Origin of the sequence: Psychromonas algicola (assembly GCF_004378355.1) — a bacterium.
Taxonomy (GTDB): Bacteria; Pseudomonadota; Gammaproteobacteria; order Enterobacterales; family Psychromonadaceae; genus Psychromonas.
Genome location: NZ_SNUB01000019.1, coordinates 26,185 through 47,465 on the forward strand (window position 1 = coordinate 26,185; position 21,281 = coordinate 47,465).

Here is a 21,281-nt window from a genome sequence, read left to right on the forward strand (position 1 = left end):
TCTCCTTTTTTAAACTACATTTCTGTTAGAGTCCAATTAATATTTCATTAACATTTAATTAGCAAGCTGATATGACAACAGTCGACATGCAAAAACGGAATTTATTTCGTCGAAAATCAGAGACTATTACAGAAAACCTCATGCCATGGATTGGTAATAGCCTTCAATTGACAGAAAATTGCACTCAGTGCAAAAGCTGTGTCGAAAACTGCCCTGAAAATATTATTGTTAATGGAGACGGTGGTTTCCCTGTTATTGATTTCTCATTAGGTGAATGCACTTTCTGCGGACAATGTGCTGAGAACTGTCAAGAGAATGTGTTTGATGATACCCATCAAATCCCTTGGCATAAAAAAGCAATGATCGATGACAGTTGTCTCGCAAATCAAAATGTATTTTGTAGAAGTTGTGGAGAAAGTTGTTTAGAAGAAGCATTAACTTTCCAAATAGGTATTAATGCAACCCCTCAAATTGATTTAGAAAAATGTAATGGCTGTGGTGCATGTTTTGCTCCCTGTCCAACTAATGCGATAAGCATCAAGGAAACGAAATGAAAGACGAAGAGTTACATGTATCGAGCTTAATTGTACATGTTAAGCCAGAAAAGTCGTCTAGGCTGACGGATTGTCTTAATGCTTTACAGAATGCTGAATTAGTGACCATTACAGAACAAGGGAAAGCCATTGTCGTTATAGAAGCCTCGCACCAGAGGGAAATAATGGAATGTATTGACCATATTAATGGGCTTGACGGAGTGTTACATACCGGTCTTGTTTACCATGAGTTTGAAAAATCTACGCAAAATGATAGCGAGGAAATACAATGAAATTTACCAGACGTGAGTTTATGAAAGCACAAGCGGTTGCTTCTGCAGCTGCGGTCGCCGGTATCACTTTACCTGCTTCCGCTAGTAATTTAATCGCAAGTAAAGACGCGAGTAAAATTAAGTGGGATAAAGCTCCTTGTCGATTTTGTGGCACAGGTTGTAGTGTGTTGGTAGGAACGCAAAATGGTAAAGTAGTGGCAACGCAAGGAGATCCTGATGCTCCTGTTAATAAAGGTCTAAATTGTATTAAAGGCTATTTCCTATCAAAAATCATGTACGGGAAAGATCGCTTAACCACGCCTCTATTGCGTCAAACTAATGGTGTTTATGACAAAGAAGGTGAATTCGCTCCCGTTTCATGGGATGTTGCATTTGATGTCATGGCTGAAAAATTTAAAAAAGCCTTAAAAGAAAAAGGTCCTACTTCTGTTGGTATGTTTGGCTCAGGTCAATGGACTGTGATGGAAGGATATGCCGCTTCTAAATTAATGAAAGCAGGTTTTCGTTCTAATAATATTGATCCTAACGCACGTCATTGTATGGCTTCGGCTGTTGGTGGTTTTATGCGTACCTTTGGAATTGATGAGCCAATGGGCTGTTACGACGATCTTGAAAATGCAGATGCGTTTGTATTGTGGGGATCGAATATGGCAGAAATGCATCCGATCCTATGGTCGCGTTTAACTGACCGCCGCTTAAGTAATCCCGATGTGAGTGTGCATGTATTATCAACTTATACACATCGATCATTTGAATTAGCTGATAATGGCATGATTTTTACGCCACAAACGGATTTGGCGATCCTCAATTTCATTGCAAATTACATTATTCAAAACGATGCCGTGAATAAAGATTTTGTTAACAAACATACTAACTTCCGTAAAGGCGCTACGGATATAGGTTATGGGTTACGTCCTGAAAATCCATTACAGCAAGCGGCTGCAAATCCAGATTCTGGTGCATCAACGCCAATGACTTTTGAAGAGTTTGCTGAATACGTGTCAGAGTTTGATGTTGAATACGCTGAGAAAATGTCAGGCGTTGCCGCAGACAAATTAATTAAACTTGCCAAAGTTTATGCCGATCCAAAAATTAAAGTGACTTCATACTGGACCATGGGGTTTAACCAACATACACGTGGTGTGTGGGCTAATAACCTAATGTACAACATTCACTTGTTAACCGGTAAAATTTCAAAGCCTGGTTCAGGTCCATTCTCTTTAACAGGGCAACCTTCAGCTTGTGGTACGGCGCGTGAAGTAGGGACATTTTCGCATCGTTTACCAGCTGACCTTGTTGTTAATAATCCTGCGCACAGAAAAATAGCAGAAAAAATATGGAAACTACCAGCAGGGACAATTCCTGCAAAACCAGGCTATCACGCTGTATTGCAAAATCGCATGTTAAAAGACGGCAAATTAAACGCTTATTGGGTGATGTGTAACAACAACGTGCAAGCTGGCGCTAATATTAACGAAGAAATAATTCCTGGTTACCGTAATCCTGATAACTTTATTGTGGTCTCTGATCCTTATCCAACAGTCACCGCGCAGATGGGCGATCTTATTCTTCCGACTGCAATGTGGGTTGAAAAAGAAGGGGCGTACGGTAACGCTGAACGTCGTACACAAGCTTGGTATCAACAAGTTGAATCGCCAACGGGTGCTAAATCAGACCTTTGGCAATTAATGGAATTCGCTAAACGCTTTAAAATTGAAGAGGTGTGGAGTGCCGAATTACTTGATCAAATGCCTGAATTAAAAGGTAAAACAATGTATGACGTGCTTTATCGTAACGGTAATGTTGATGCGTTCGGTTTAGATGAAGTACGTGAAGATAAACTCAATGATGAATCTCATCACTTTGGCTTTTATGTTCAAAAAGGCTTGTTTGAAGAATATGCACAATTCGGACGCGGTCACGGTCACGATTTAGCCCCTTACGATCAATATCATAAAGCTCGTGGTTTACGTTGGCCTGTAGTGGATGGGAAGGAAACTTTATGGCGTTTCCGTGAAGGTTATGATCCCTATGTAGAAAAGGGATCTGAAGTCCAGTTCTACGGTCATAAAGATAAAAAAGCGATTATTTTTGCTCTACCTTATGAGCCGCCAGCTGAATCACCAGATGAAGAATATGACTTATGGTTAAGCACGGGACGTGTCCTTGAACATTGGCATTCAGGTTCAATGACGCGTCGAGTTCCGGAGCTTTATCGCGCTTTCCCTGATGCCGTTGTATTTATGCATCCTGATGATGCGCAATCTCGTGGTTTACGTCGTGGTGATGAAATTATTCTCGCTTCTCGTCGTGGCGAATTAACCTCTCGTGTAGAAACGCGTGGTCGTAATCGTCCGCCTAAAGGCTTGGTATTTATGCCTTGGTTTGATGCGAAACAGTTAGTTAATAAAATCACACTAGATGCAACGGATCCGCTTTCAAAGCAGACTGATTATAAAAAGTGTGCGGTTAAAGTGACTAAGAAAGCGTAATGAAGTGGAGAAATAAAATGAATAAATTACTAACAGTTATTATATCAGTAGGCGTTATTATTCTTACTTCACTACCTGTCTTAAGTGCCGATACTGATTTGACCTCTAATACAGGTGGTCTGGAATCGTTGCGTGGTCAAGTTGAAGTATCAACTATTAACAGCTCTGAGGTGATGAAACGCGTACCAAGAGATCAGCATCTTATTGATAGAAATTATGTACAACAACCTCCATTAATCCCACATACAATACGCGGGTATCAAGTTAACTTGAATGCTAATAAGTGTTTATCGTGCCATAGTTTTAAAAATGCAGGGACAATGGGGGCGACTAAAATTAGCGTCACTCATTACCAGACACGGGAAGGAACAACTTTATCAGATGTCTCACCTCGCCGTTATTTTTGCTTGCAATGTCATGTCACACAAGCAGATGCAAAACCGTTAGTTGAAAATACATTTACACCCGTTGATTCATTACGTTAAGCAGGAGCGAAAATTATGCTTAAATTATTAAAGCGTTTATGGGTGATCATGAAGTCTCCTTCAACAGCATCATTTGGATTCATTCTAGTGATTGGTTTTTTAGGTGGCATCATTTTTTGGGGCGGATTTAATACAGGAATGGAAGCAACGAATACTGAAGCCTTTTGTTCGGGTTGCCACGCTCCAATTGTAAAAGAAATACGTGAAACTATTCATTATTCAAATCGTTCTGGTGTACGTGCAATTTGTTCTGATTGTCATGTTCCCCATAATTGGACTGATAAAATAGTGCGTAAAGTACAAGCTTCTAAAGAACTAGTGGCTTTTGCGATGGGAACTATCAATACAGAAGAAAAATTCCAAGCAAGGCGCGCCCATTTAGCTAACCGAGAATGGCAACGTATGAAAGAGAATGATTCACAGGAATGCCGTAATTGTCATCAATTTGATTATATGGACTTCAGTGAACAAGGCCCTCGAAGTGTAAAACAACATTCAACGGCGTTAGCCTCTGGTGAGAAAACCTGTGTAGATTGCCACAAAGGGATCGCGCACCAACTTCCTAATATGCAAGGTATTGAAGGTTGGTAGAATAGCTGTATTATTAGGTTTATTAACAGAAAGGGGCATTCAGTCCCTTTTTTATTGAAGAGAATTTGTTGATTGAAAATAGCCGGAATCATATTAGCTGGTGGATTATCAAGCCGAATGGGCCAGGATAAAGCAACACTTTTATTAGAGCAAAAAACACTACTTACTCGTAATGTTTCACTTTTATCTGCGTTAAATCTCAGCGGTATTTTTGTCAGTGGTGACTATCAAGGCTTTCAATGTATTAAAGATATTCACCCTTCGTTGGGCCCCATTGGCGGCTTACAGGCTTGTGTTGAAACCCTATTTGAAGATCACGACGCTATATTTGTGTTACCTGTTGATATGCCATTATTAACTAAAAACGAATGTTTAACCTTACTTCAACAGTTTAAACAATTTCATCAAGGCGTGTTTTACCAACAAGCTACATTTCCGATGATATTAGCGCTCACTGAACAACTTAAAAGTTACTTAGCAGAGGTTGTAAATTCATCAGAGAATAAGCATCGTTCACTGTATCGGTTAATAAAAACAGTTAAACTACAACCTATTAACTATCAATTAGAAAATAATTTCCGTTTCCAAAATAGCAATACGCCTCAAGAGTGGGCTGATTGTTTAGAAACCTTTAAAGCATTAAATGAAACAAAGGATCAATCATGAGTCATCTCAGTAGTAATGAATTTAAGTCTGCACATATTGCGGTATTAACCGTTTCAGATACTCGAAACGAATCAACAGATACTTCAGGCGGTTATTTAGCTGAAGCTCTAGTCTCTGCGGGACATCAATTATCAGATAAAAAAATAGTCATAGACGATCCTTATAAAATCCGAGCTGTTGTTTCACAATGGATTGCAGATGAAAGCATTGAAGTTGTATTAATCACAGGCGGTACCGGTTTTACTGCACGAGACACCACTCCTGAAGCCGTTTCAGTGCTATTTGATAAACAAGTTGAAGGATTTGGTGAGTTATTCCGTGCAGTTTCATATCAAGAAATTGGTTCATCAACTATTCAAAGTCGTGCTTTAGCTGGTTTTGCAAATAACACGGTTATTTTTTGTATGCCGGGTTCAACAGGAGCTTGTAAAACAGCTTGGACTAAAATTATTCATGAACAAATTAATTCACAACATAAACCTTGTAACTTTATGCCGCATTTAGGAGCTAAATAATGTCTGCTACTTTTACTCATATCAATCAAGACGGTAAAGCCAATATGGTTGATGTGACAGCAAAAGATGTCACAGTAAGACAAGCCGTTGCAGAAGCTTATGTTGATATGTCTGCTGACACCTTAGCGTTAATTTTAAACGGTCAACATCATAAAGGAGATGTGTTTGCCACGGCTCGAATTGCAGGGATCATGGCAGCGAAAAAAACATCGGATTTAATTCCTTTGTGTCATCCTCTTGCTTTAACAAAAGTAGAAGTGAATATCACCGCGGATATTGAAAATAATCGCGTACGTATTGAAAGTCTATGTAAACTTTCTGGTAAAACAGGGGTTGAAATGGAAGCCTTAACAGCGGCATCTGTGGCAGCGTTAACCATTTACGATATGTGTAAAGCAATACAAAAAGATATGGTTATTTCTACTGTTAAATTATTAGAAAAAACAGGTGGAAAATCAGGCCATTTTAAAGCGGTTTAATAGGAAGTTTTCATGATTAAAGTTCTCTTTTTTGCCAAACTCAGTGAGCAGTTAGGTTGTCGCGAATTACAAGTTAATGCCGAATTAGTGCAAGATACTGAGCAATTGTTTGCCTATCTAAATGAACAAAATAACCAATGGCCAGCGATACTAAAAGCGCAAACGTGGTTAAAGGCTGTGAATCAAAATATGACGGCTGATAATGTGAAATTAAATGATGGTGATGAGGTTGCTTATTTCCCACCTGTTACAGGAGGTTAAATGATAAGTGTTCAAGAGCATGACTTTAACCAACAGATCGAATACGAACGTTTAAAGAGTCAAACATCCATTGGTGCCATTGTTACTTTTACTGGATTAGTCAGAGATATTAAACAAGGGCAGTCGGTTAGTGATTTATCCTTGGAGCATTATCCAGGGATGACCGAGAAATGTTTAAAAGATATTGTTGAACAAGCCAAACAACGTTGGAACATTATTGCCTCCACTGTCATTCATCGAGTTGGCCACTTAACTGTTTCAGATCAAATAGTATTTGTTGGGGTTGCAAGCCAGCATCGTGGCGATGCTTTTGCTGCCTGTGAATTCATTATGGATTACTTAAAAACAGAGGCGCCATTTTGGAAAAAAGAAACCATGGAAAATGGCGAAACTCAATGGGTTGATGCAAGAGAAACCGATCAAAAAGCCTTATCAAAATGGGCTGTTAACTAAAACAGCTCATTGTTAAATCGTATTAAAATCCCCCTTTAGCACTTCTGTTATTAAAATTTTATTTTAAAATCATCATTTTAAGGTTAAAATTAATCATGAAAAAAATACCTTATCTACTAACATTTAGTTTTATTGTTTTGTTTAGCGGAAATAGCTTTGCAACATCGACACCGTTAGATCTGCATCTAAATAAAACGCCAACGACTAAAACAGCCCCTATTAACCCCGTAATAGAAACGATAACAAAACAACAAGAAACACCCGTAATTATTATTCACAATAGTGACGTTGCACAGCAAAATGATGCGCCGCTAAATATTGCAGTGGCCAGTAATTTTAAAGTGACTGCACAACATATTGCGCAACAATTTAGCAAAGCGTTTGGCATTCCTGTTAATATTTCTAGCGCTTCAACCGCCACCTTATACCAACAAATATTACGTGGAGCGCCTTTTGATTTATTTTTATCAGCGGATGAAAAACACGTTCAACTATTACTGGAACAGGAGCGGTTGGTTAAGCAGAGTGAGTTTGTGTATGCACAAGGTCAGTTAGTCTTTTGGCAACCTAAAGCACAACAAACATTAAGTGAAGATAACTTTATTCAGTACGATGGACGTTTAGCGATTGCTAATCCTAAATTTGCTCCTTACGGTATCGCTGCACAGCAAACATTACAGGCAACAAATAAGTGGCAATCTTTGCAATATGTTAAAGGTAATAACATTAATCAAGCTTACCAGTTTGTAGAATCTGGCAATGTACCCGCTGGATTAGTTTCTTATGCTGCTGTAGTTCAAAAACATCAAAAAAATTACATCATTATTTCACAAAAATGGTATCAACCCATCAAACAAGTCGGTATTATTTTAAATAACAAACGTTTAGAAGAGTCAGAGTTATTTCGTCAATTTCTCTTATCTGACACGATTCAACTTTATATTAAATCTCAGGGGTACAATTAATGCTCAACGCGGGAGATTACCAAGCTATTTGGTTAACTTTAAAATTAGCAGGCTTAACGACATTATTTTTAATGTTACTTGCTCCACCTTTGGCTTGGTGGCTATCTCGTAGCCAAGCAAAAGTCCGTCCATTTATTGAAGCGATGGTTGCACTTCCTTTGGTTTTACCACCAACTGTATTAGGTTTTTATTTATTAATTGCTTTTTCACCTGATCACTTTTTGGGACAATGGTGGCTAGAGCTTAATGGTTCAGCATTAGCCTTTTCATTTGAAGGTTTAGTGATTGCTTCTATTATTTATTCTTTACCTTTTGCAGTACAACCTTTGCAAAGTGCTTTTTTACATCTAGATAAAAGTTATCTTGAAGTGAGTGCAACGCTTGGTTATGGACGATTTGAGCGCTTATATCGTATTATTTTTCCTATGTTATTACCCAGCTTTATTATTGCTGCTGCATTAAGTTTTGCACATACCATTGGTGAATTTGGTGTGGTCTTAATGATTGGTGGGAATATCCCCGGTGAGACTCAAGTGTTATCTATTTTATTATTTGACCACGTTGAATCATTACAATATATGCAAGCACATAAATTATCTTTTATCTTATTAGCCTTTTCTATGTCAGTGTTAGTCATTATTTATGGTTTTTTACAAAAGAGACAGCAGCGAGTGTTAAATGCTTAAATTTAATATTAAAAAAACGTTCAACGACGAGAAGTCATTTCATTTTAAAGGCGATTTGAATCTGCCCTCTGGTGTTTGTACTATCTTTGGTGATTCAGGTGCGGGTAAAACAACATTATTACGTTGTTTAATGGGACTTGAAAGTTTTGATGGTGAAGTTTATTTCAGCCATCAAGAATGGTGCTCTAGTGAAAAGTTTGTAAAAATAGAAAAGCGTGAAATTGGCGCTGTTTTTCAAGAGCCTCGATTATTTCCACATTTAAATGTTAAACAGAACTTAAAGTTAGCGGTAGCAAAAGTGGGTAAAAGCCCATTTACAATTGATAGCTTAGCTAAACAGTTAGGCTTTGAAGATCTGTTAAAGCATAGAGTGACTCAATTATCTGGCGGACAAAAACAACGAATTGCAATTGCTCGTGCACTATTAACTAATCCACAATTATTGATGATGGATGAGCCACTTTCTTCATTAGACGAAAGTAGTAAAAAACTGTTATTACCTTTTATCAAGCGCGTTAGTTTGCAAATTCCCGTTATTTATATAACTCACTCAATCAAAGAGTTGTTTTATTTAAGTGATAACATGATATTAATTAATAACGGTGAAGTGGAAGCAATAGGCGAACCGCAAAACCTGTTTTTAAATAGTAAGTTATCTTTGGCTAAATTTGCTCATGAAGGCTTGGTGCTAAATGTACTAGCAAAAGAGTTTTATGAAGAAGACGGCTTAATTGAAGTCATGCTAAAAGGTAAGGTTGAAGGGCAGACTTTATTTATCTCAGCTGAAGACACACCTAAAGCGAATAAAATGCAGGTTCGAATTAACAGCCGAGATGTGATCATTTCGCTAAAACCAATCGTTGGTAGTTCGTTACTGAACTGTTTATCTGCTGAAGTGGTTTCGTTTTCTCAAAAAGAAAATCAATCAATGATCCTAACGTTAAAAGTCGATCTGCAATATATTTATGCTCGTATTACTTTGCGTTCATTTAATAACTTGAAGCTGTCCGTTGGCAGTCAAGTTTACGCGCATGTTAAAACCATGAGTATCTTAAACTAATTCAACTGTTTAAAGAGTCTGCGTTAGAAGTTTTTAACACAGACTCTGTTAATTAATCCTGTAATGTTAACCCTGCTATTTGATGCCAATAACCATTACACTGCAAACTATCTAGCTTAAATTGTGCTTGTCCTCCTAATAGCTTATTTCTAAATGCATCTAAGGTATTTAAGCTGGCTAGGGAATTAGGACTAACACGTGCAACATCGACTAAACCTCGCATACTGTCCACATCATTTAATAGGTTGTAACAATAACCCGATTGAGTTTGAATGCCATTTAATATGAATACTTGCTGGCCTTCTTGTGTTTCTGTGACTCGACCCTGTGGGTATTTAATACAACATAATTCGCAATCATCTTTAGCTTTATTTTCAGAACGAGCAGTAAAGCAGCGAGCGGAATAAGCTAAAGGCAAATGGCCATGTGCTAATACTTCAACCTCAAATTGGCTTCTGATCCCCATTTTTTCAGCATCGCCTAATGCCTTTTGTAACCAATCTCTAGAGAGCTCCACTGGCATCACCCAACGATGCATTCCTTGATTGACAAATAGCTTAAGGACATGTGCGTTATAACAATTAATGGCAGGGCCAACGACAAAAGGGATTTTTTTCTCTGATAAAACTTGAATTGCGCCAATGTCGTTGGCTTCTACAGAAAATTCACCATTTTCACAAAGCTGTTTTAACACTTTAATTTCAGATGGGGCTTCAAGTAATGCCATACTTGATAACACAATTTCTTTACCTTGATGGTTAATTTCTTTGGCTAGGTTTATCCAATCGCGAGCTTTTAATTCTCGTCGTTTACTGCATACGGTTTCACCGAGGTAAATAATATCTGCTTCACTTTTTACTGCTTGATAATAAAAGTCTTCGGTAGTTTGTTTTGGCCAATAATATAATAGCGGACCTAAAGATAATTTCATGAAATCTCCTGCTCTAATGTTAGATCAAGTTTAAAAACAAATACTTTTGAAAGGCTATTGCCAATCGCGATGATAAGCGCCTAAAGTGGTTTGGCTGCCTTCTGATACATTAGCGAGTACAGCATCCCAATCAGCTTGCACCGCGTAATTTTCTGGAGCTTTGTTATAGTTATCGATGGCAGCACGCCAAACACGTGTAATTTGCTCAACATAAGCAGGGCTGCGTTGGCGACCTTCAATTTTGACAGAGCGAATACCGGCTTGCATTAACTTAGGTAACATAGATAACGTATTTAAGCTGGTTGGCTCTTCAAGAGCATGATAAAGGTTGTCACCTACTGTAAATTTACCTTTGCATAAAGTCGGGTAACCTGCTTTTTCATCGGGTTGATAGCGGTCAATTAAAATATCGTTTAAGCGAGACTCCAAACCTTTGTCAGTTTCCTCCCAACGAACATATTTAGCGGGAGAGCATGCGCCAACAGTATTGGGTGATTCACCAGTAAAGTAAGAGGATAAATAACAACGACCTTCAGCCATGATGCATAAGCTTCCAAAAGCAAACACTTCTAGGTCGACATCTGTATTTCGCGATAACTGTTTCACTTGATGTATAGACAAAACGCGCGGTAAAACAATGCGCTTTACATTAAAATTATTGCGATAAAAATCGATAGCGGCAGTATTGGTTGCAGAAGCTTGCACTGATAAATGTAATTCTAAATTTGGATATTTATTCGCTGCATATTCAAGTGTGGCGATATCAGCAATAATCGCGGCATCAGCTCCTAAATCGACACTTTTATCTACCGCATTAAACCAACGTTTCTCATCACCAGGGTGTGCAAAAGTATTGATCGCAACATGAAGATGTTTTCCATGGTCATGGACATACTGAGAGCCTTTTTCTAACTTTTTATCGTTAAAATTTAAACCTGCAAAATGACGAGCATTGGTATCATCTTTTAATCCAACATAAACTGCGTCTGCACCACAATCTATGGCTGTTTTTAATGCAGGTAAACTGCCTGCTGGGCATAAAAGTTCCATTGTCTTCCTCACTAACTCTATTCAATGTCGCTATTGTAGAAAATTCCATAAAGGGTTTATTGATGTAGGGCAGGCAAAGCTTAGTTATAGATAAAAAGGGTAAGTTGATTTAAAGCAAGTCCTTGTATAAATGAATGTTTATACTTTAGCTTCATTAAAAGGAATCTTATGTTTACTCAAATACTTAACAACATACAGCATCAGCTGGTAACAAAAGCACCAAAAGCGTTAACTTATCCAAGTCAGTTATTACCTTTTTTTATACAGCAAAAGTGCTTAAGCGAAATACTAAGTCGCGTGTTTAAAGAGGCAATCGAAGACGGAGATTTAGATTTTCTACAAGGTAAATGGCTTAAAGTCACTGTTTCTGATCTTAAATTAACTTGGTTCTTAAGTTTTGAAAATGAAGCCTTTATTATAAAAGCGCAAGCAGCCAATACAGATGTTTCTTTTAGTGCACCGGTTAATGATTTGATTTTAGTGGCGGGTAGAAAAGAAGATGCTGATACTTTGTTTTTTCAACGTCGTCTATCGATTGAAGGGAATACCGAATTAGGATTGGAAATTAAAAACTTATTAGACAATATTGAGTTTGATAATTTGCCGCCCATTGCTGAAAAATTAGTTAATCGTTTTGCTGACTTTATAAAATCAGGGTTAGTTGAGCCGAAACAGAGCACGGAGAAGACTAATCAAACAAGAAAGGTATAAGTTGATCGCAGATTAAAGTATCTTTTAAAGCACTTCGTCTATACGCTTAGCGTTTTAAAATTTTTTGATTTGTGAATGAATGACAAGATCGACTGAAAATGGCGATAGCAATACTATCCCGACTAAATATATCTCTGAACCAGAGTTAACTTGTAATAAATGCCAAGCGGCTTGCTGTCAGTTGGAAGTGATGTTGATTACTGATACTGGCGTCCCAGAGCAATATATAAACCGTGACCAGTGGGGCGGTGAAACCATGAAGCAGTTAGATGATGGTTATTGTATCTGTGTTGATCGCGATACTCGTTTATGTACTATTTATGAAAATCGCCCGTGGGTTTGTAGGATCTTTGAAATGGGCTCTTATGAATGTAGTGTTGAGTTTGTTGCCGCGAAATAACTTGGGTTGTCATCTAATCAACTAGCCTAAATTTTTATTTAAGCTAGTTGATTCTCTTTTTAAAAATTTAACGCTCACCCAGCATTTTATAGTGCATACAAATATCTAATAAACGGTTAGCAAATCCCCATTCATTATCACACCAAACTAATAGCTTCACTAAGTGTTTATCACTAACGCGAGTTTGTGTTCCATCAATAATACAAGAGCGTGGGTCATGATTAAAATCAACAGAGACTAATGGCGCTTCCGTATAACCTAAAATCCCTTTTAAACTATATTCAGAGATGTTCTTTAAACACTGATTAATCTCTTCTATGGTGACGCTTTTATCCAAAGTCACACTTAAATCCATTGCGGTTACATTAATGGTCGGTACACGTACCGCTATCGCTTCAAATTTGTTCGCAAACTTAGGTAAAATGCGTTCAATACCAGCCGCTAGTTTAGTATCAACGGGAATAATCGATTGGCTTGCTGCACGTGTTCTGCGTAAATCGTGGTGATAAGAATCAATCACGGGTTGATCATTCATTGCAGAGTGAATGGTTGTGATTGTTCCACACTTAACACTAAATGCTTCATCTAAGCTTGCGATCACTGGCACTATACAGTTAGTGGTACAAGATGCTCCTGAAATATAAGTTTCTTCGCCCGTGAGTTGTTGATGGTTAATACCATAAACAACCGTTGCATCGACATCTTGATCTGCAGGGTGAGAAAAAATCACCTTCTTCGCGCCTGCATCAATATGAGCTTGTGCATCTTTTCGACTGCCATAAATCCCAGTACAGTCGATAACAATATCAATATTTAATGCTTCCCAAGGTAATGCTTGAATATTTTCAATCGCAAGTAATTGTATAGACGTTTGTTCAACAATAAGCAGTTTATCTATCTGTTTTACTTCAAAACCAAAACGGCCGTGAGTTGAATCGTATTGAGTTAAATGCGCAATGGCTTCAGGATCGGCTAATTCATTAATAGCAACAATCTCGATCTTTGATTGTAAATTTTCTTCAAAAAGGGCGCGTAAAAAGCTACGACCAATACGTCCATAACCATTGATTGCAATTCGGAGTGACATTAACGATTCCATACTAAAACGAGATAAATAAAGGGGCATTGTAAAACAAAAATACAGCAAGCACAGAAAAACTATGGTGAGAGACAGAAATTTTATATTTCTAGTCATTTTATTTGTTCAATACAGCTTATTTTTAAGTCTAATAAGGGAACTTTAATTAAGGAGTGTGATGTAAAAAATGAACTTTTTGTTTTTATATGATGTGAAACTATCAAATACTCATGATTTAACTGAATTTTGATTTGTATTTTGTTAACATAACACCTTTGGAAATATGTTCACCAAAAGAGCAACTTGCTCTAAACGAGGTAAAATGAGTTTAAATAAAGATAAATACAGTATAGAAAATACTGACTATACGATAGGACAGGACAACGTCCAAAAATGGGGCTTTGATGTACATAACTCTGTTTTCACTATCAGTGCCGGTCTAATTGTTCTCTTCTTATTAACTATTATGATCGTAGATCCTGCGACATCAAAAGCAGCGTTAGATGGCATTAAATGGAATATCATTGGTTCATTTGATCAGCTATTTATGTGGGCGGCAAATATATTTGTAATTTTCTCTTTAGTATTATTGGTTTCGCCTTTTGGTAAAATCCGCCTTGGTGGTAATGATGCAAAATCAGATCATTCAACACTATCTTGGTTAGCAATGCTTTTTGCCGCAGGCATGGGTATTGGTTTAATGTTTTGGGGTGTTGCTGAACCTGTTGCTTATTACACAGACTGGTATGAAACACCATTAAATGTAGTAGCAAATACACCAGCAGCCGCTGAGCTTGCTTTAGGCGCGACTATGTTCCATTGGGGTTTGCACCCTTGGGCAATGTACGGCGTGGTTGCATTATCATTAGCTTTCTTTGCTTATAACAAAGGTTTGCCGCTTTCAATGCGTTCTGTGTTCTATCCTATTTTAGGTGATCGCACTTGGGGCTGGGCTGGTCACATTATTGATATCTTTGCTGTTATCGCTACTTTGTTTGGTTTAGCAACGTCTTTAGGTTTAGGCGCTCAACAAGCTGCAAGTGGTTTACAACACGTCTTTGGTATTGAATCTACTATTTCAGTTCAAATTACCATTATTGTGCTTGTTACATTTTTAGCGGTTGTATCTGTTGTTCGTGGTATTGATGGCGGTGTTAAAGTTATCAGTAATATCAACATGATATTAGCATTCATTTTAGTCGTATTTGTTGCATTGGTTACTTTGGCAGTGTCAATGGGAACTGTTCCTACTACAATTATGGCTTATATTAAGAATATCATTCCATTAAGTAACCCAATTGGCCGTGAAGATGAAGCTTGGATGCATGGTTGGACTGTATTCTACTGGGCATGGTGGATTTCATGGTCTCCATTCGTAGGTATGTTCATTGCGCGTATTTCACGTGGTCGTACGGTTCGTGAATTCTTGATCGCGGTATTAATAGTGCCTACATTAGTGACGATTTTATGGATGTCTGTATTTGGTGGTGTTGCTATTGACCAAGTTGCAAACAATATTGGTACATTAGGCGCGAAAGGGTTAACTGAAGTACCGCTTGCTATGTTCCAAATGTTTGATGCATTACCATTAGGTAACATCTTGTCATTCTTAGCAATTGTGTTGGTTTTAGTGTTCTTTATTACTTCATCAGATTCTGGTTCATTGGTTATCGACAGCATCACTGCGGGCGGTAAAGTTGACGCACCAGTTCCACAACGTATCTTCTGGGCTTCAATTGAAGGTGCTATCGCAGCTGCATTACTGTGGGTTGGCGGTACAGAAGCGATACAAGCATTACAAGCGGGTGCAATTTCAACTGCATTACCTTTCACAATTATCTTATTGGTAATGTGTGTTAGCTTGATAATGGGTATGAGAACAGAGCAAATTAAACGTTAATCATTAGCGCTTAATATACTAAGCGTTGTAATCAACAAAAGGCCGATTAATCATAACTGATTAGTCGGCCTTTTTTATTTTTGGACGGTTGTTCTTTGGTATAACATTCACAGGTAGGTTCTAAGGTTTTGGCTTACTTCTTTGATCAGTGAATTAGGCACAGCTTGCTCTGAGGCTAATTTGTCCCATTGTGATACGGCTTCAATGGTTTGATTTAATACTTCATCTATATTGCGCTTGTTAAAAATAGGGCTGAGTTTTTCAAAACTGTAAAAGTCATCGCGGGTAAAATTATCCTGTTTTCCATTTAGCGTCATCCAGTGTTTACTCACCCAGTGACTATTGGGTTTGTAACTATAGGCAAGATCATAAGCGGGAGCGAGTTGCCATTGATTATGCTCATCCAATAAAAATCCAAAATTCTTGGTGTGATCGTCATGATTTCGAGCAACCACATTAAATACCATACGTTTAAATAGTTGCATTGCATCATCAGGGCTTAGTTTGAGCTTTCTTGCCGTATTAAATAGCTCTGCATAAGAGTACGTGCCTATCTTTTTGTAGCTAACATGCTCAAGCCCATTTAATGTTTGTACATGTACTTTCTCGTTACCTTTGCGGTCAAACCTTTCAGTAATGAAATGCCTACGCTTGCCTTCATTGATAAGGTGGCAGGGCATCATATCGATACCACATTCTTTTGCTAATAAGTAATAGGTGTATTCCATTGCACCATACCCCATTGGGTCACCAAAAGTTTCTTGGTTTTTGTTATGTTCACTGACACCATCAAACTTCATTAAATAATGGGTAAAACCATTCGGTGCGTCAGTTTGACCTGAGCGAACATCGGTAAAGTCTTTATTAAAAGCAAGCACTGCTTTAGGTCTTGCTCCACCAGCACTCATTCCTACAGACATAAGAGATATCATGGCTTCTTTATCTTCTTGGCCATTATTGCTCAGGTTAATATTGAAAGTTGACCGTTTATCTAACACATCTTGAGCAATAGAAATCAGAGATTCAATATGTATGGGTTGTGAGGCGTTAAGGTTTTTACGCTTTGTCGCAGGGGAATAGCTTAATGCCCCCATGCCACGAGTGCCTGTATATTGTAATCGTTGTAAAGGGCTAATATCGCTTGTTGATTTACCTTGGCTTGCTATCCATGCATTCATCACCGCATTACCAAAATCATCTGGCAATGAGTCCGCGATTAATCCTGATAAGCCTTTAAAGGTATCGCGATCTATCTGAGGAAATGTGTAAATTTTTTTCGCTAACGGCATTTTAATAGGGGAGAGTTCAATGCCTGTTTTTATAAATTCAGGAAAGTATTCAAAAGCACCAACATGTGTTTCTGTATTGTAACTGACAGCACCTAGATCCTGTTCTTTGTATTTAACTTTGATGACTTCGGTTACCATGTTGAACTATCCTTTTCTTGGTTATTATTTTTTTCTGGACTGGTTGCTCTTTGTCTTTCTTTTCCCTTTAGTTTCATTAATTGAACGGGAGAAATCTCTTGTTTAGGTATGAAAAAATCTAACTGCTCTGTTATTTCAAGTGCAATAAGAATCGCTATTATCGATTCAAGTGTCGATTTTCCCTTTTCTGCATTGGTGATTGCTTTAAGTGAAATTCCAGCTTTGCTTGCTAAGGATTTTTGCGTCAAATTAGCATTAAGCCTAACCGCTTTGATTCTGTCACCAAGCTCTTGTGCAATAGCGTGAGGAGTTAAATTTCTAGTCTTCATAATCTTCCCTAAAGGGGGTTTTGTCATATTTTTTGATGATTATATGCCTTAAAAGGAGTTTTGTATAGAGTTGTTTTCTTTAATTTCAGCAAGAACCCTTATAAGGAGGTTTATGTTATATATTTTTCGGTATAACTCCTAAAGGGAGGTTTGGGGTATTATAGCCATAAATCTTTAATCGCAGTGTCTGCACTAAAATGATAACTAATTTGTGCCTGTAATAACTCTGCAGTGGCAATGGCATCGGTCAATGCATCATGTGGTGCATAAGTCGGTAAGTTGTATCTTAAACGGCTATTTGCTAAGCGGATCGATTGTGGTTTCTTACGTTTCAACCAATTAATAAAACCTTGGGTTTGCTTACGCTGAATATCGCCTTCAATTTGCATGGTATCAATAACAGGGAAGACAATGCCTTCGTCAATTAGTGCACGTAAATTTAAATCTAAAAAGTCACGTTCAATACGGCGATAATGCACCACCACAACTTTGCCTGCTAATTCATCTAACAGCTGTTCAAGAATGCGTCGTAAATCCGGTGCACCTTTTAAATCTGAGTGGGTGATCCCATGGATCACAATAGATTCTTCACCCAATTTATCCTGTGGAGTGATATACCATTTTTTCGCTTTTTTACAAAAAACACGCTGCAACGTAAAGGGCACTAGCCCAATGCTGATAATACTATTTTGTTTAGGATCTAAGCCCGTTGTTTCAAAATCCAAAGCAACAAATTCAATGTCAGATAAAGGCGTATCATTGGCGTAAGTACCGGCTCGATAGAAATTTTGTAAACGTGGGTCGTGACTACTCTGTGCTTTTAATTGTAAAAAAGCAGACCAATTTAGAATTTCTTTATGAGTGAAGTTATGCATCAATAACCTTATACATTACTTGAGTTATAACGATACTTTAAGAAGTTCTGCGCATTGCTTAATACCAAGAATGCATCCTTAAGGTTACGTCGTTCAAAGTCAGACATGTTCTCTGGTTCGATATTATTGTCAGGCTCTGTATTGGATTCAATATCTAAAGCTTGATGACGCAATCTCACTAACGAAATTAATTCCATTGCATGTTGCAGATCGGCACCTTTGGACTTAGGCAAAATGCCTGCTTCAATAATATCGTCTAAACGTTCAAAGGAGTTTTGTGACTGCGAACCAACCGCCAAAGCATGCACTCGCACTAAATCAGCCAAAGGCGCCGTTCCACGACGCTTAAGATTAATAGAGTTATTATGACGACCATCATTTTCCATCACAAAGTCTTTAAAGAAGCCCAATGGTGGTTTTCGATTAAGTGCATTACGCGCCAAACAAGCGAGAAAACGTTTATTCTTTTGTGCTTTGCTAACAATAAAACTATTTAGCTTCTCAGCCCATTTTACTTGGCCATAAACGCCCGTTAAATCGAAGAAAATATTACAATTTAATAATGCTTTGGGATTAGGATTATCAATCCAATCGGCAAAGCAAGCTTCCCATTCTAACTGGGTTTTACGATATTCTGGGTTGGTTGCCATAATATCACCAGTACAATAGGTATAACCACAAGCGGCCAATCCATCACAAACAAAGTGTGCTAATCGCTCAAAGTAGGGACCATGTAAAGTAACGTCATAACTGTTATCTAAAATTAACGCATTATCTTGATCGGTCACCAATAATTGCTCATCACGCGCCATCGAGCCTAATGCTAAAAAACAATATGGAATAGGTGGAGGACCAAATTTTTCTTCAGCTAACGCTAATAAATGCTGTTTAAAGCTACGTCCAATTTCAGACATTGCACGCCCAACCATATGTGAGTTCGCGTCTTCATTGACCATGCGTAGAAAGCAATCCTTTAATTGCTGAGATAATAACGCCAAATCTTCAGGCGTTTGTTGTTGGAAAATACTGCTTACAAACAACAAACTATTTTGAGATTCGTAACGAATAATGTCAGAAACATCAATTAAACCAATGGGCTTTTTATTTTTGATAATAGGTAAATGATGCACGTTGTAACGCAGCATTAATAACATCGCTTCAAAAACATAAGCATTATGATCTAAAGAAATTAAGTCGATCGACATAATTGCAGAGACAGGCTCTTGCACACTTAATCCCGTTGCAACCACTTTGGTGCATAAGTCGTGCTCTGTGATCAATCCAAATGCATGCTTATTTTGTTCATCCTCAAGACTAGGATCTGTGATTAATGCAGCAGAGATATTTTCTTCTGACATCACTTTTGCAACGTCTTGAATGCTTGTATCGCTAGATAAAATTAAAGGTTCACGCGTCAGTAAGGTTTTTACTTTTGATGTTGTAAGGTCATTAGCATCGTCACTATTACTTTCAACAGCTTGTTTTAAACGTGTGCTATTTTCTGCTTCAACAAAATCGGCAAAGCTATCAAAGCGTTCACATAAATCATAAAAAACAGATTCAGAAATACAATACAACAAGGTATCTTTAACAGCTTTAGCGGGAAAACGTACTTTATTGTTGGTGAGCAATCCCATTTGTCCGAATAATTCACCTTGATCAAGACGATTATAAAGATTGCCGTTACGTCGAAACACTTCAACGACACCACTGCGGATCATATACAATTCATGGATTTCATCTTTAAAATTGATGATATCGGAATCAGCACGGTAATAAGAGATTTCAACGCTCTGCACCACCTCTAACAAAGCGTCTTCGGGTAATTGGTCAAAGGGGGCATATTGACTAATAAAATCTCGAATTTCTAATAATTCAACTTCCATGATCCGCTCGCTTGTTAAAGACTAATAAACAACTCAATATTGGCTGATATTACACAAGTTCTAATCACTATGTTAGTGACGAATTAATAAATAAAACGAATTTCAGTGTTATGTTATTTCGTGTATTTTTAAATGTCTTAGTTCATATTAAAAGTACATTATTACGGTATATTTTTAGATATTTAAAGTCTGCCATTTTCAGTCTATGCTATTATCGTTTTTTCAATAATGATAATAAGATACGTTTGCTTAATTGAGTTAATCAAACGAAGGAAAATATTCATGTTTAATGTGCCTCTACATTCTTTTTATATGATGGTCTTTGTGACCGTTTTATTGGTGTCAGCTTCATTAATTCGTTTATTGCTTCAAGCTAAAAATCCACAGGCCGATCACACTGAATTAAAACAGCGCATTCAATCTTGGTGGTGGATGATCGGCATTCTATTTGCCATGTTATTAGCGCCGACCAATATTTCGATCTTGTTTTTTGCATTGTTAAGCTTTTTAGCATTAAAAGAATTCTTCTCCATTGTACCGACACGCCAAGCGGATAGACGCGTTTTGATGTGGGCTTATCTTGCTATTCCTATCCAATATTATTGGGTGGCGGCAGATTGGTATGGCATGTTTATGGTTTTCATCCCTATTTACGTGTTTTTGTTTTTACCAATGCGTGCTGTTTTTATTGGAGAAACAAAAGGCTTTATTCGTTCCTTAGGGACTATTCATTGGGGCGTGATGTTATCGGTTTTATGTATCAGCCATATTGCTTACTTATTACAACTTCCCGTTAAGAACGAACAAGCGGGGGCATTGGGTTTAGTCCTATACTTATTATTTATTACGCAGTTTAATGATGTATGCCAATACATTTGGGGTAAAACTTTAGGTAAACACAAAATCATTCCTAAAGTGAGCCCTAAAAAAACATGGGAAGGGTTTATTGGTGGCGTGGTGACTGTGACCATAATCTCAGGCTTGGTTGCACCTTACTTAACACCATTAACTATACTTCAAGGATTTGCTGCTGGTACATTAATCGGTATCAGTGGATTTGTTGGTGATGTGGTGATTTCATCGGTGAAGCGGGATTTAGCCATCAAAGACAGTGGCACTTTAATTCCAGGACATGGTGGGTTGTTAGATAGGGTAGATAGCCTAATTTATACCGCGCCATTATTCTTCCATTTTCTGTATTACTTACATTATTAA

24 protein-coding genes are annotated in these 21,281 nt (G+C 37.7%); 17 read left to right on the forward strand and 7 right to left on the reverse strand.

Annotation, left to right across the window (positions count from 1 at the left end; genetic code table 11):
* The first annotated feature begins 71 nt into the window (after window positions 1-71).
* The 13 genes from napF (at window position 72) to modC (ending at window position 9,479) form a co-directional block, all read left to right on the forward strand.
* Window positions 72-554, forward strand: a complete 483-nt coding sequence (napF, locus tag E2R67_RS10500; RefSeq protein WP_134290912.1) for a ferredoxin-type protein NapF — start codon at window positions 72-74, stop codon at window positions 552-554.
* Complete coding sequence (locus tag E2R67_RS10505) at window positions 551-826, forward strand: chaperone NapD (RefSeq protein ID WP_134290913.1); 276 nt, start codon at window positions 551-553, stop codon at window positions 824-826. The genes napF and E2R67_RS10505 overlap by 4 nt, the downstream gene beginning before the upstream one ends.
* Window positions 823-3,318: a nitrate reductase catalytic subunit NapA gene (gene napA / locus E2R67_RS10510; RefSeq protein ID WP_134290914.1), complete on the forward strand. Its 2,496-nt coding sequence runs from the start codon at window positions 823-825 to the stop codon at window positions 3,316-3,318. Before E2R67_RS10505 ends, napA begins: the two co-directional genes overlap by 4 nt.
* A gap of 17 nt (window positions 3,319-3,335) precedes the next feature.
* Entirely contained in the window at window positions 3,336-3,803 is a 468-nt protein-coding gene (locus E2R67_RS10515) for a nitrate reductase cytochrome c-type subunit (protein WP_134290915.1), read from the forward strand.
* A gap of 15 nt (window positions 3,804-3,818) precedes the next feature.
* Window positions 3,819-4,394 carry a NapC/NirT family cytochrome c gene (locus E2R67_RS10520; protein ID WP_134290916.1) on the forward strand — a complete coding sequence of 192 codons (576 nt, stop codon included), beginning with the start codon at window positions 3,819-3,821 and terminating at the stop codon, window positions 4,392-4,394.
* A gap of 72 nt (window positions 4,395-4,466) precedes the next feature.
* Entirely contained in the window at window positions 4,467-5,060 is a 594-nt protein-coding gene (locus E2R67_RS10525) for a molybdenum cofactor guanylyltransferase (RefSeq protein WP_134290917.1), read from the forward strand.
* A complete protein-coding gene (gene moaB, locus E2R67_RS10530; protein WP_134290918.1) occupies window positions 5,057-5,575 on the forward strand; it encodes a molybdenum cofactor biosynthesis protein B in 519 nt (172 codons plus the stop codon). Before E2R67_RS10525 ends, moaB begins: the two co-directional genes overlap by 4 nt.
* Window positions 5,575-6,054 carry a cyclic pyranopterin monophosphate synthase MoaC gene (moaC, locus tag E2R67_RS10535; protein WP_134290919.1) on the forward strand — a complete coding sequence of 160 codons (480 nt, stop codon included), beginning with the start codon at window positions 5,575-5,577 and terminating at the stop codon, window positions 6,052-6,054. Before moaB ends, moaC begins: the two co-directional genes overlap by 1 nt.
* A 12-nt stretch (window positions 6,055-6,066) precedes the next feature.
* Window positions 6,067-6,315 carry a MoaD/ThiS family protein gene (locus tag E2R67_RS10540; RefSeq protein ID WP_134290920.1) on the forward strand — a complete coding sequence of 83 codons (249 nt, stop codon included), beginning with the start codon at window positions 6,067-6,069 and terminating at the stop codon, window positions 6,313-6,315.
* Window positions 6,316-6,768, forward strand: coding sequence for a molybdopterin synthase catalytic subunit MoaE (moaE, locus tag E2R67_RS10545; protein ID WP_134290921.1), 453 nt, complete (start codon window positions 6,316-6,318; stop codon window positions 6,766-6,768).
* A 95-nt stretch (window positions 6,769-6,863) separates the two neighbouring features.
* Entirely contained in the window at window positions 6,864-7,733 is an 870-nt protein-coding gene (gene modA, locus E2R67_RS10550) for a molybdate ABC transporter substrate-binding protein (protein ID WP_134290922.1), read from the forward strand.
* On the forward strand, window positions 7,733-8,419 hold the full coding sequence (modB, locus tag E2R67_RS10555) for a molybdate ABC transporter permease subunit (RefSeq protein ID WP_134290923.1): 687 nt from the start codon (window positions 7,733-7,735) through the stop codon (window positions 8,417-8,419). The genes modA and modB overlap by 1 nt, the downstream gene beginning before the upstream one ends.
* Window positions 8,412-9,479, forward strand: coding sequence for a molybdenum ABC transporter ATP-binding protein (modC, locus tag E2R67_RS10560; protein WP_134290924.1), 1,068 nt, complete (start codon window positions 8,412-8,414; stop codon window positions 9,477-9,479). Before modB ends, modC begins: the two co-directional genes overlap by 8 nt.
* 52 nt (window positions 9,480-9,531) lie before the next feature.
* Here the strand turns inward: modC and E2R67_RS10565 are convergent, their stop codons facing one another.
* Complete coding sequence (locus E2R67_RS10565; RefSeq protein ID WP_134290925.1) at window positions 9,532-10,410, reverse strand: U32 family peptidase; 879 nt, start codon at window positions 10,408-10,410, stop codon at window positions 9,532-9,534.
* Between the two features lie 54 nt (window positions 10,411-10,464).
* Entirely contained in the window at window positions 10,465-11,460 is a 996-nt protein-coding gene (gene ubiU / locus E2R67_RS10570) for a ubiquinone anaerobic biosynthesis protein UbiU (RefSeq protein WP_134290926.1), read from the reverse strand.
* A gap of 168 nt (window positions 11,461-11,628) precedes the next feature.
* Here ubiU and ubiT point away from each other — a divergent pair, with 168 nt between their 5' ends.
* Together ubiT and E2R67_RS10580 are read left to right on the forward strand one after the other, a co-directional pair.
* Window positions 11,629-12,171 (forward strand): ubiquinone anaerobic biosynthesis accessory factor UbiT, encoded by a 543-nt coding sequence (ubiT, locus tag E2R67_RS10575; protein WP_134290927.1) that lies wholly within the window; start codon window positions 11,629-11,631, stop codon window positions 12,169-12,171.
* 79 nt (window positions 12,172-12,250) lie between these two features.
* Window positions 12,251-12,571, forward strand: a complete 321-nt coding sequence (locus E2R67_RS10580) for a YkgJ family cysteine cluster protein (protein WP_134290928.1) — start codon at window positions 12,251-12,253, stop codon at window positions 12,569-12,571.
* Window positions 12,572-12,638: 67 nt separating this feature from the next.
* Here E2R67_RS10580 and epd read toward each other — a convergent pair whose 3' ends face one another.
* The gene (epd, locus tag E2R67_RS10585) at window positions 12,639-13,658 is read right to left on the reverse strand and encodes an erythrose-4-phosphate dehydrogenase (protein ID WP_134290929.1); all 1,020 of its coding nucleotides are present in this window, start codon (window positions 13,656-13,658) and stop codon (window positions 12,639-12,641) included.
* 313 nt (window positions 13,659-13,971) lie between these two features.
* On the opposite strand from epd, the gene E2R67_RS10590 reads away from it, so the two are divergent.
* Window positions 13,972-15,549, forward strand: coding sequence for a BCCT family transporter (locus tag E2R67_RS10590; RefSeq protein WP_134290930.1), 1,578 nt, complete (start codon window positions 13,972-13,974; stop codon window positions 15,547-15,549).
* A gap of 107 nt (window positions 15,550-15,656) precedes the next feature.
* On the opposite strand, the gene E2R67_RS10595 is transcribed toward E2R67_RS10590, so the two are convergent.
* From E2R67_RS10595 to E2R67_RS10610, 4 genes are all read right to left on the reverse strand, one after another.
* Window positions 15,657-16,976, reverse strand: a complete 1,320-nt coding sequence (locus E2R67_RS10595; RefSeq protein WP_134290931.1) for a type II toxin-antitoxin system HipA family toxin — start codon at window positions 16,974-16,976, stop codon at window positions 15,657-15,659.
* Entirely contained in the window at window positions 16,970-17,305 is a 336-nt protein-coding gene (locus E2R67_RS10600; protein WP_134290932.1) for a helix-turn-helix domain-containing protein, read from the reverse strand. The genes E2R67_RS10595 and E2R67_RS10600 overlap by 7 nt, the downstream gene beginning before the upstream one ends.
* Before the next feature lie 158 nt (window positions 17,306-17,463).
* Window positions 17,464-18,180, reverse strand: coding sequence for a 3'-5' exonuclease (locus E2R67_RS10605; RefSeq protein WP_134290933.1), 717 nt, complete (start codon window positions 18,178-18,180; stop codon window positions 17,464-17,466).
* Between the two features lie 8 nt (window positions 18,181-18,188).
* A complete protein-coding gene (locus tag E2R67_RS10610; protein WP_134290934.1) occupies window positions 18,189-20,066 on the reverse strand; it encodes a putative nucleotidyltransferase substrate binding domain-containing protein in 1,878 nt (625 codons plus the stop codon).
* Between the two features lie 282 nt (window positions 20,067-20,348).
* Here E2R67_RS10610 and E2R67_RS10615 point away from each other — a divergent pair, with 282 nt between their 5' ends.
* Window positions 20,349-21,281, forward strand: coding sequence for a phosphatidate cytidylyltransferase (locus E2R67_RS10615; RefSeq protein WP_134290935.1), 933 nt, complete (start codon window positions 20,349-20,351; stop codon window positions 21,279-21,281).

Coding starts and splice junctions, on each gene's coding strand:
- napA (WP_134290914.1), top strand. CDS start 823: ATGAAATTTACCAGACGTGAGTTTATGAAAGCACAAGCGGTTGCTTCT.
- E2R67_RS10610 (WP_134290934.1), bottom strand. CDS start 20,066: ATGGAAGTTGAATTATTAGAAATTCGAGATTTTATTAGTCAATATGCC.
- napF (WP_134290912.1), top strand. CDS start 72: ATGACAACAGTCGACATGCAAAAACGGAATTTATTTCGTCGAAAATCA.
- E2R67_RS10520 (WP_134290916.1), top strand. CDS start 3,819: ATGCTTAAATTATTAAAGCGTTTATGGGTGATCATGAAGTCTCCTTCA.
- moaC (WP_134290919.1), top strand. CDS start 5,575: ATGTCTGCTACTTTTACTCATATCAATCAAGACGGTAAAGCCAATATG.
- E2R67_RS10540 (WP_134290920.1), top strand. CDS start 6,067: ATGATTAAAGTTCTCTTTTTTGCCAAACTCAGTGAGCAGTTAGGTTGT.
- E2R67_RS10615 (WP_134290935.1), top strand. CDS start 20,349: ATGTTTAATGTGCCTCTACATTCTTTTTATATGATGGTCTTTGTGACC.
- E2R67_RS10600 (WP_134290932.1), bottom strand. CDS start 17,305: ATGAAGACTAGAAATTTAACTCCTCACGCTATTGCACAAGAGCTTGGT.
- modC (WP_134290924.1), top strand. CDS start 8,412: ATGCTTAAATTTAATATTAAAAAAACGTTCAACGACGAGAAGTCATTT.
- modB (WP_134290923.1), top strand. CDS start 7,733: ATGCTCAACGCGGGAGATTACCAAGCTATTTGGTTAACTTTAAAATTA.
- E2R67_RS10605 (WP_134290933.1), bottom strand. CDS start 18,180: ATGCATAACTTCACTCATAAAGAAATTCTAAATTGGTCTGCTTTTTTA.
- modA (WP_134290922.1), top strand. CDS start 6,864: ATGAAAAAAATACCTTATCTACTAACATTTAGTTTTATTGTTTTGTTT.
- E2R67_RS10590 (WP_134290930.1), top strand. CDS start 13,972: ATGAGTTTAAATAAAGATAAATACAGTATAGAAAATACTGACTATACG.
- moaB (WP_134290918.1), top strand. CDS start 5,057: ATGAGTCATCTCAGTAGTAATGAATTTAAGTCTGCACATATTGCGGTA.
- E2R67_RS10580 (WP_134290928.1), top strand. CDS start 12,251: ATGACAAGATCGACTGAAAATGGCGATAGCAATACTATCCCGACTAAA.
- E2R67_RS10565 (WP_134290925.1), bottom strand. CDS start 10,410: ATGAAATTATCTTTAGGTCCGCTATTATATTATTGGCCAAAACAAACT.
- E2R67_RS10515 (WP_134290915.1), top strand. CDS start 3,336: ATGAATAAATTACTAACAGTTATTATATCAGTAGGCGTTATTATTCTT.
- ubiT (WP_134290927.1), top strand. CDS start 11,629: ATGTTTACTCAAATACTTAACAACATACAGCATCAGCTGGTAACAAAA.
- E2R67_RS10505 (WP_134290913.1), top strand. CDS start 551: ATGAAAGACGAAGAGTTACATGTATCGAGCTTAATTGTACATGTTAAG.
- epd (WP_134290929.1), bottom strand. CDS start 13,658: ATGTCACTCCGAATTGCAATCAATGGTTATGGACGTATTGGTCGTAGC.
- moaE (WP_134290921.1), top strand. CDS start 6,316: ATGATAAGTGTTCAAGAGCATGACTTTAACCAACAGATCGAATACGAA.
- E2R67_RS10595 (WP_134290931.1), bottom strand. CDS start 16,976: ATGGTAACCGAAGTCATCAAAGTTAAATACAAAGAACAGGATCTAGGT.
- ubiU (WP_134290926.1), bottom strand. CDS start 11,460: ATGGAACTTTTATGCCCAGCAGGCAGTTTACCTGCATTAAAAACAGCC.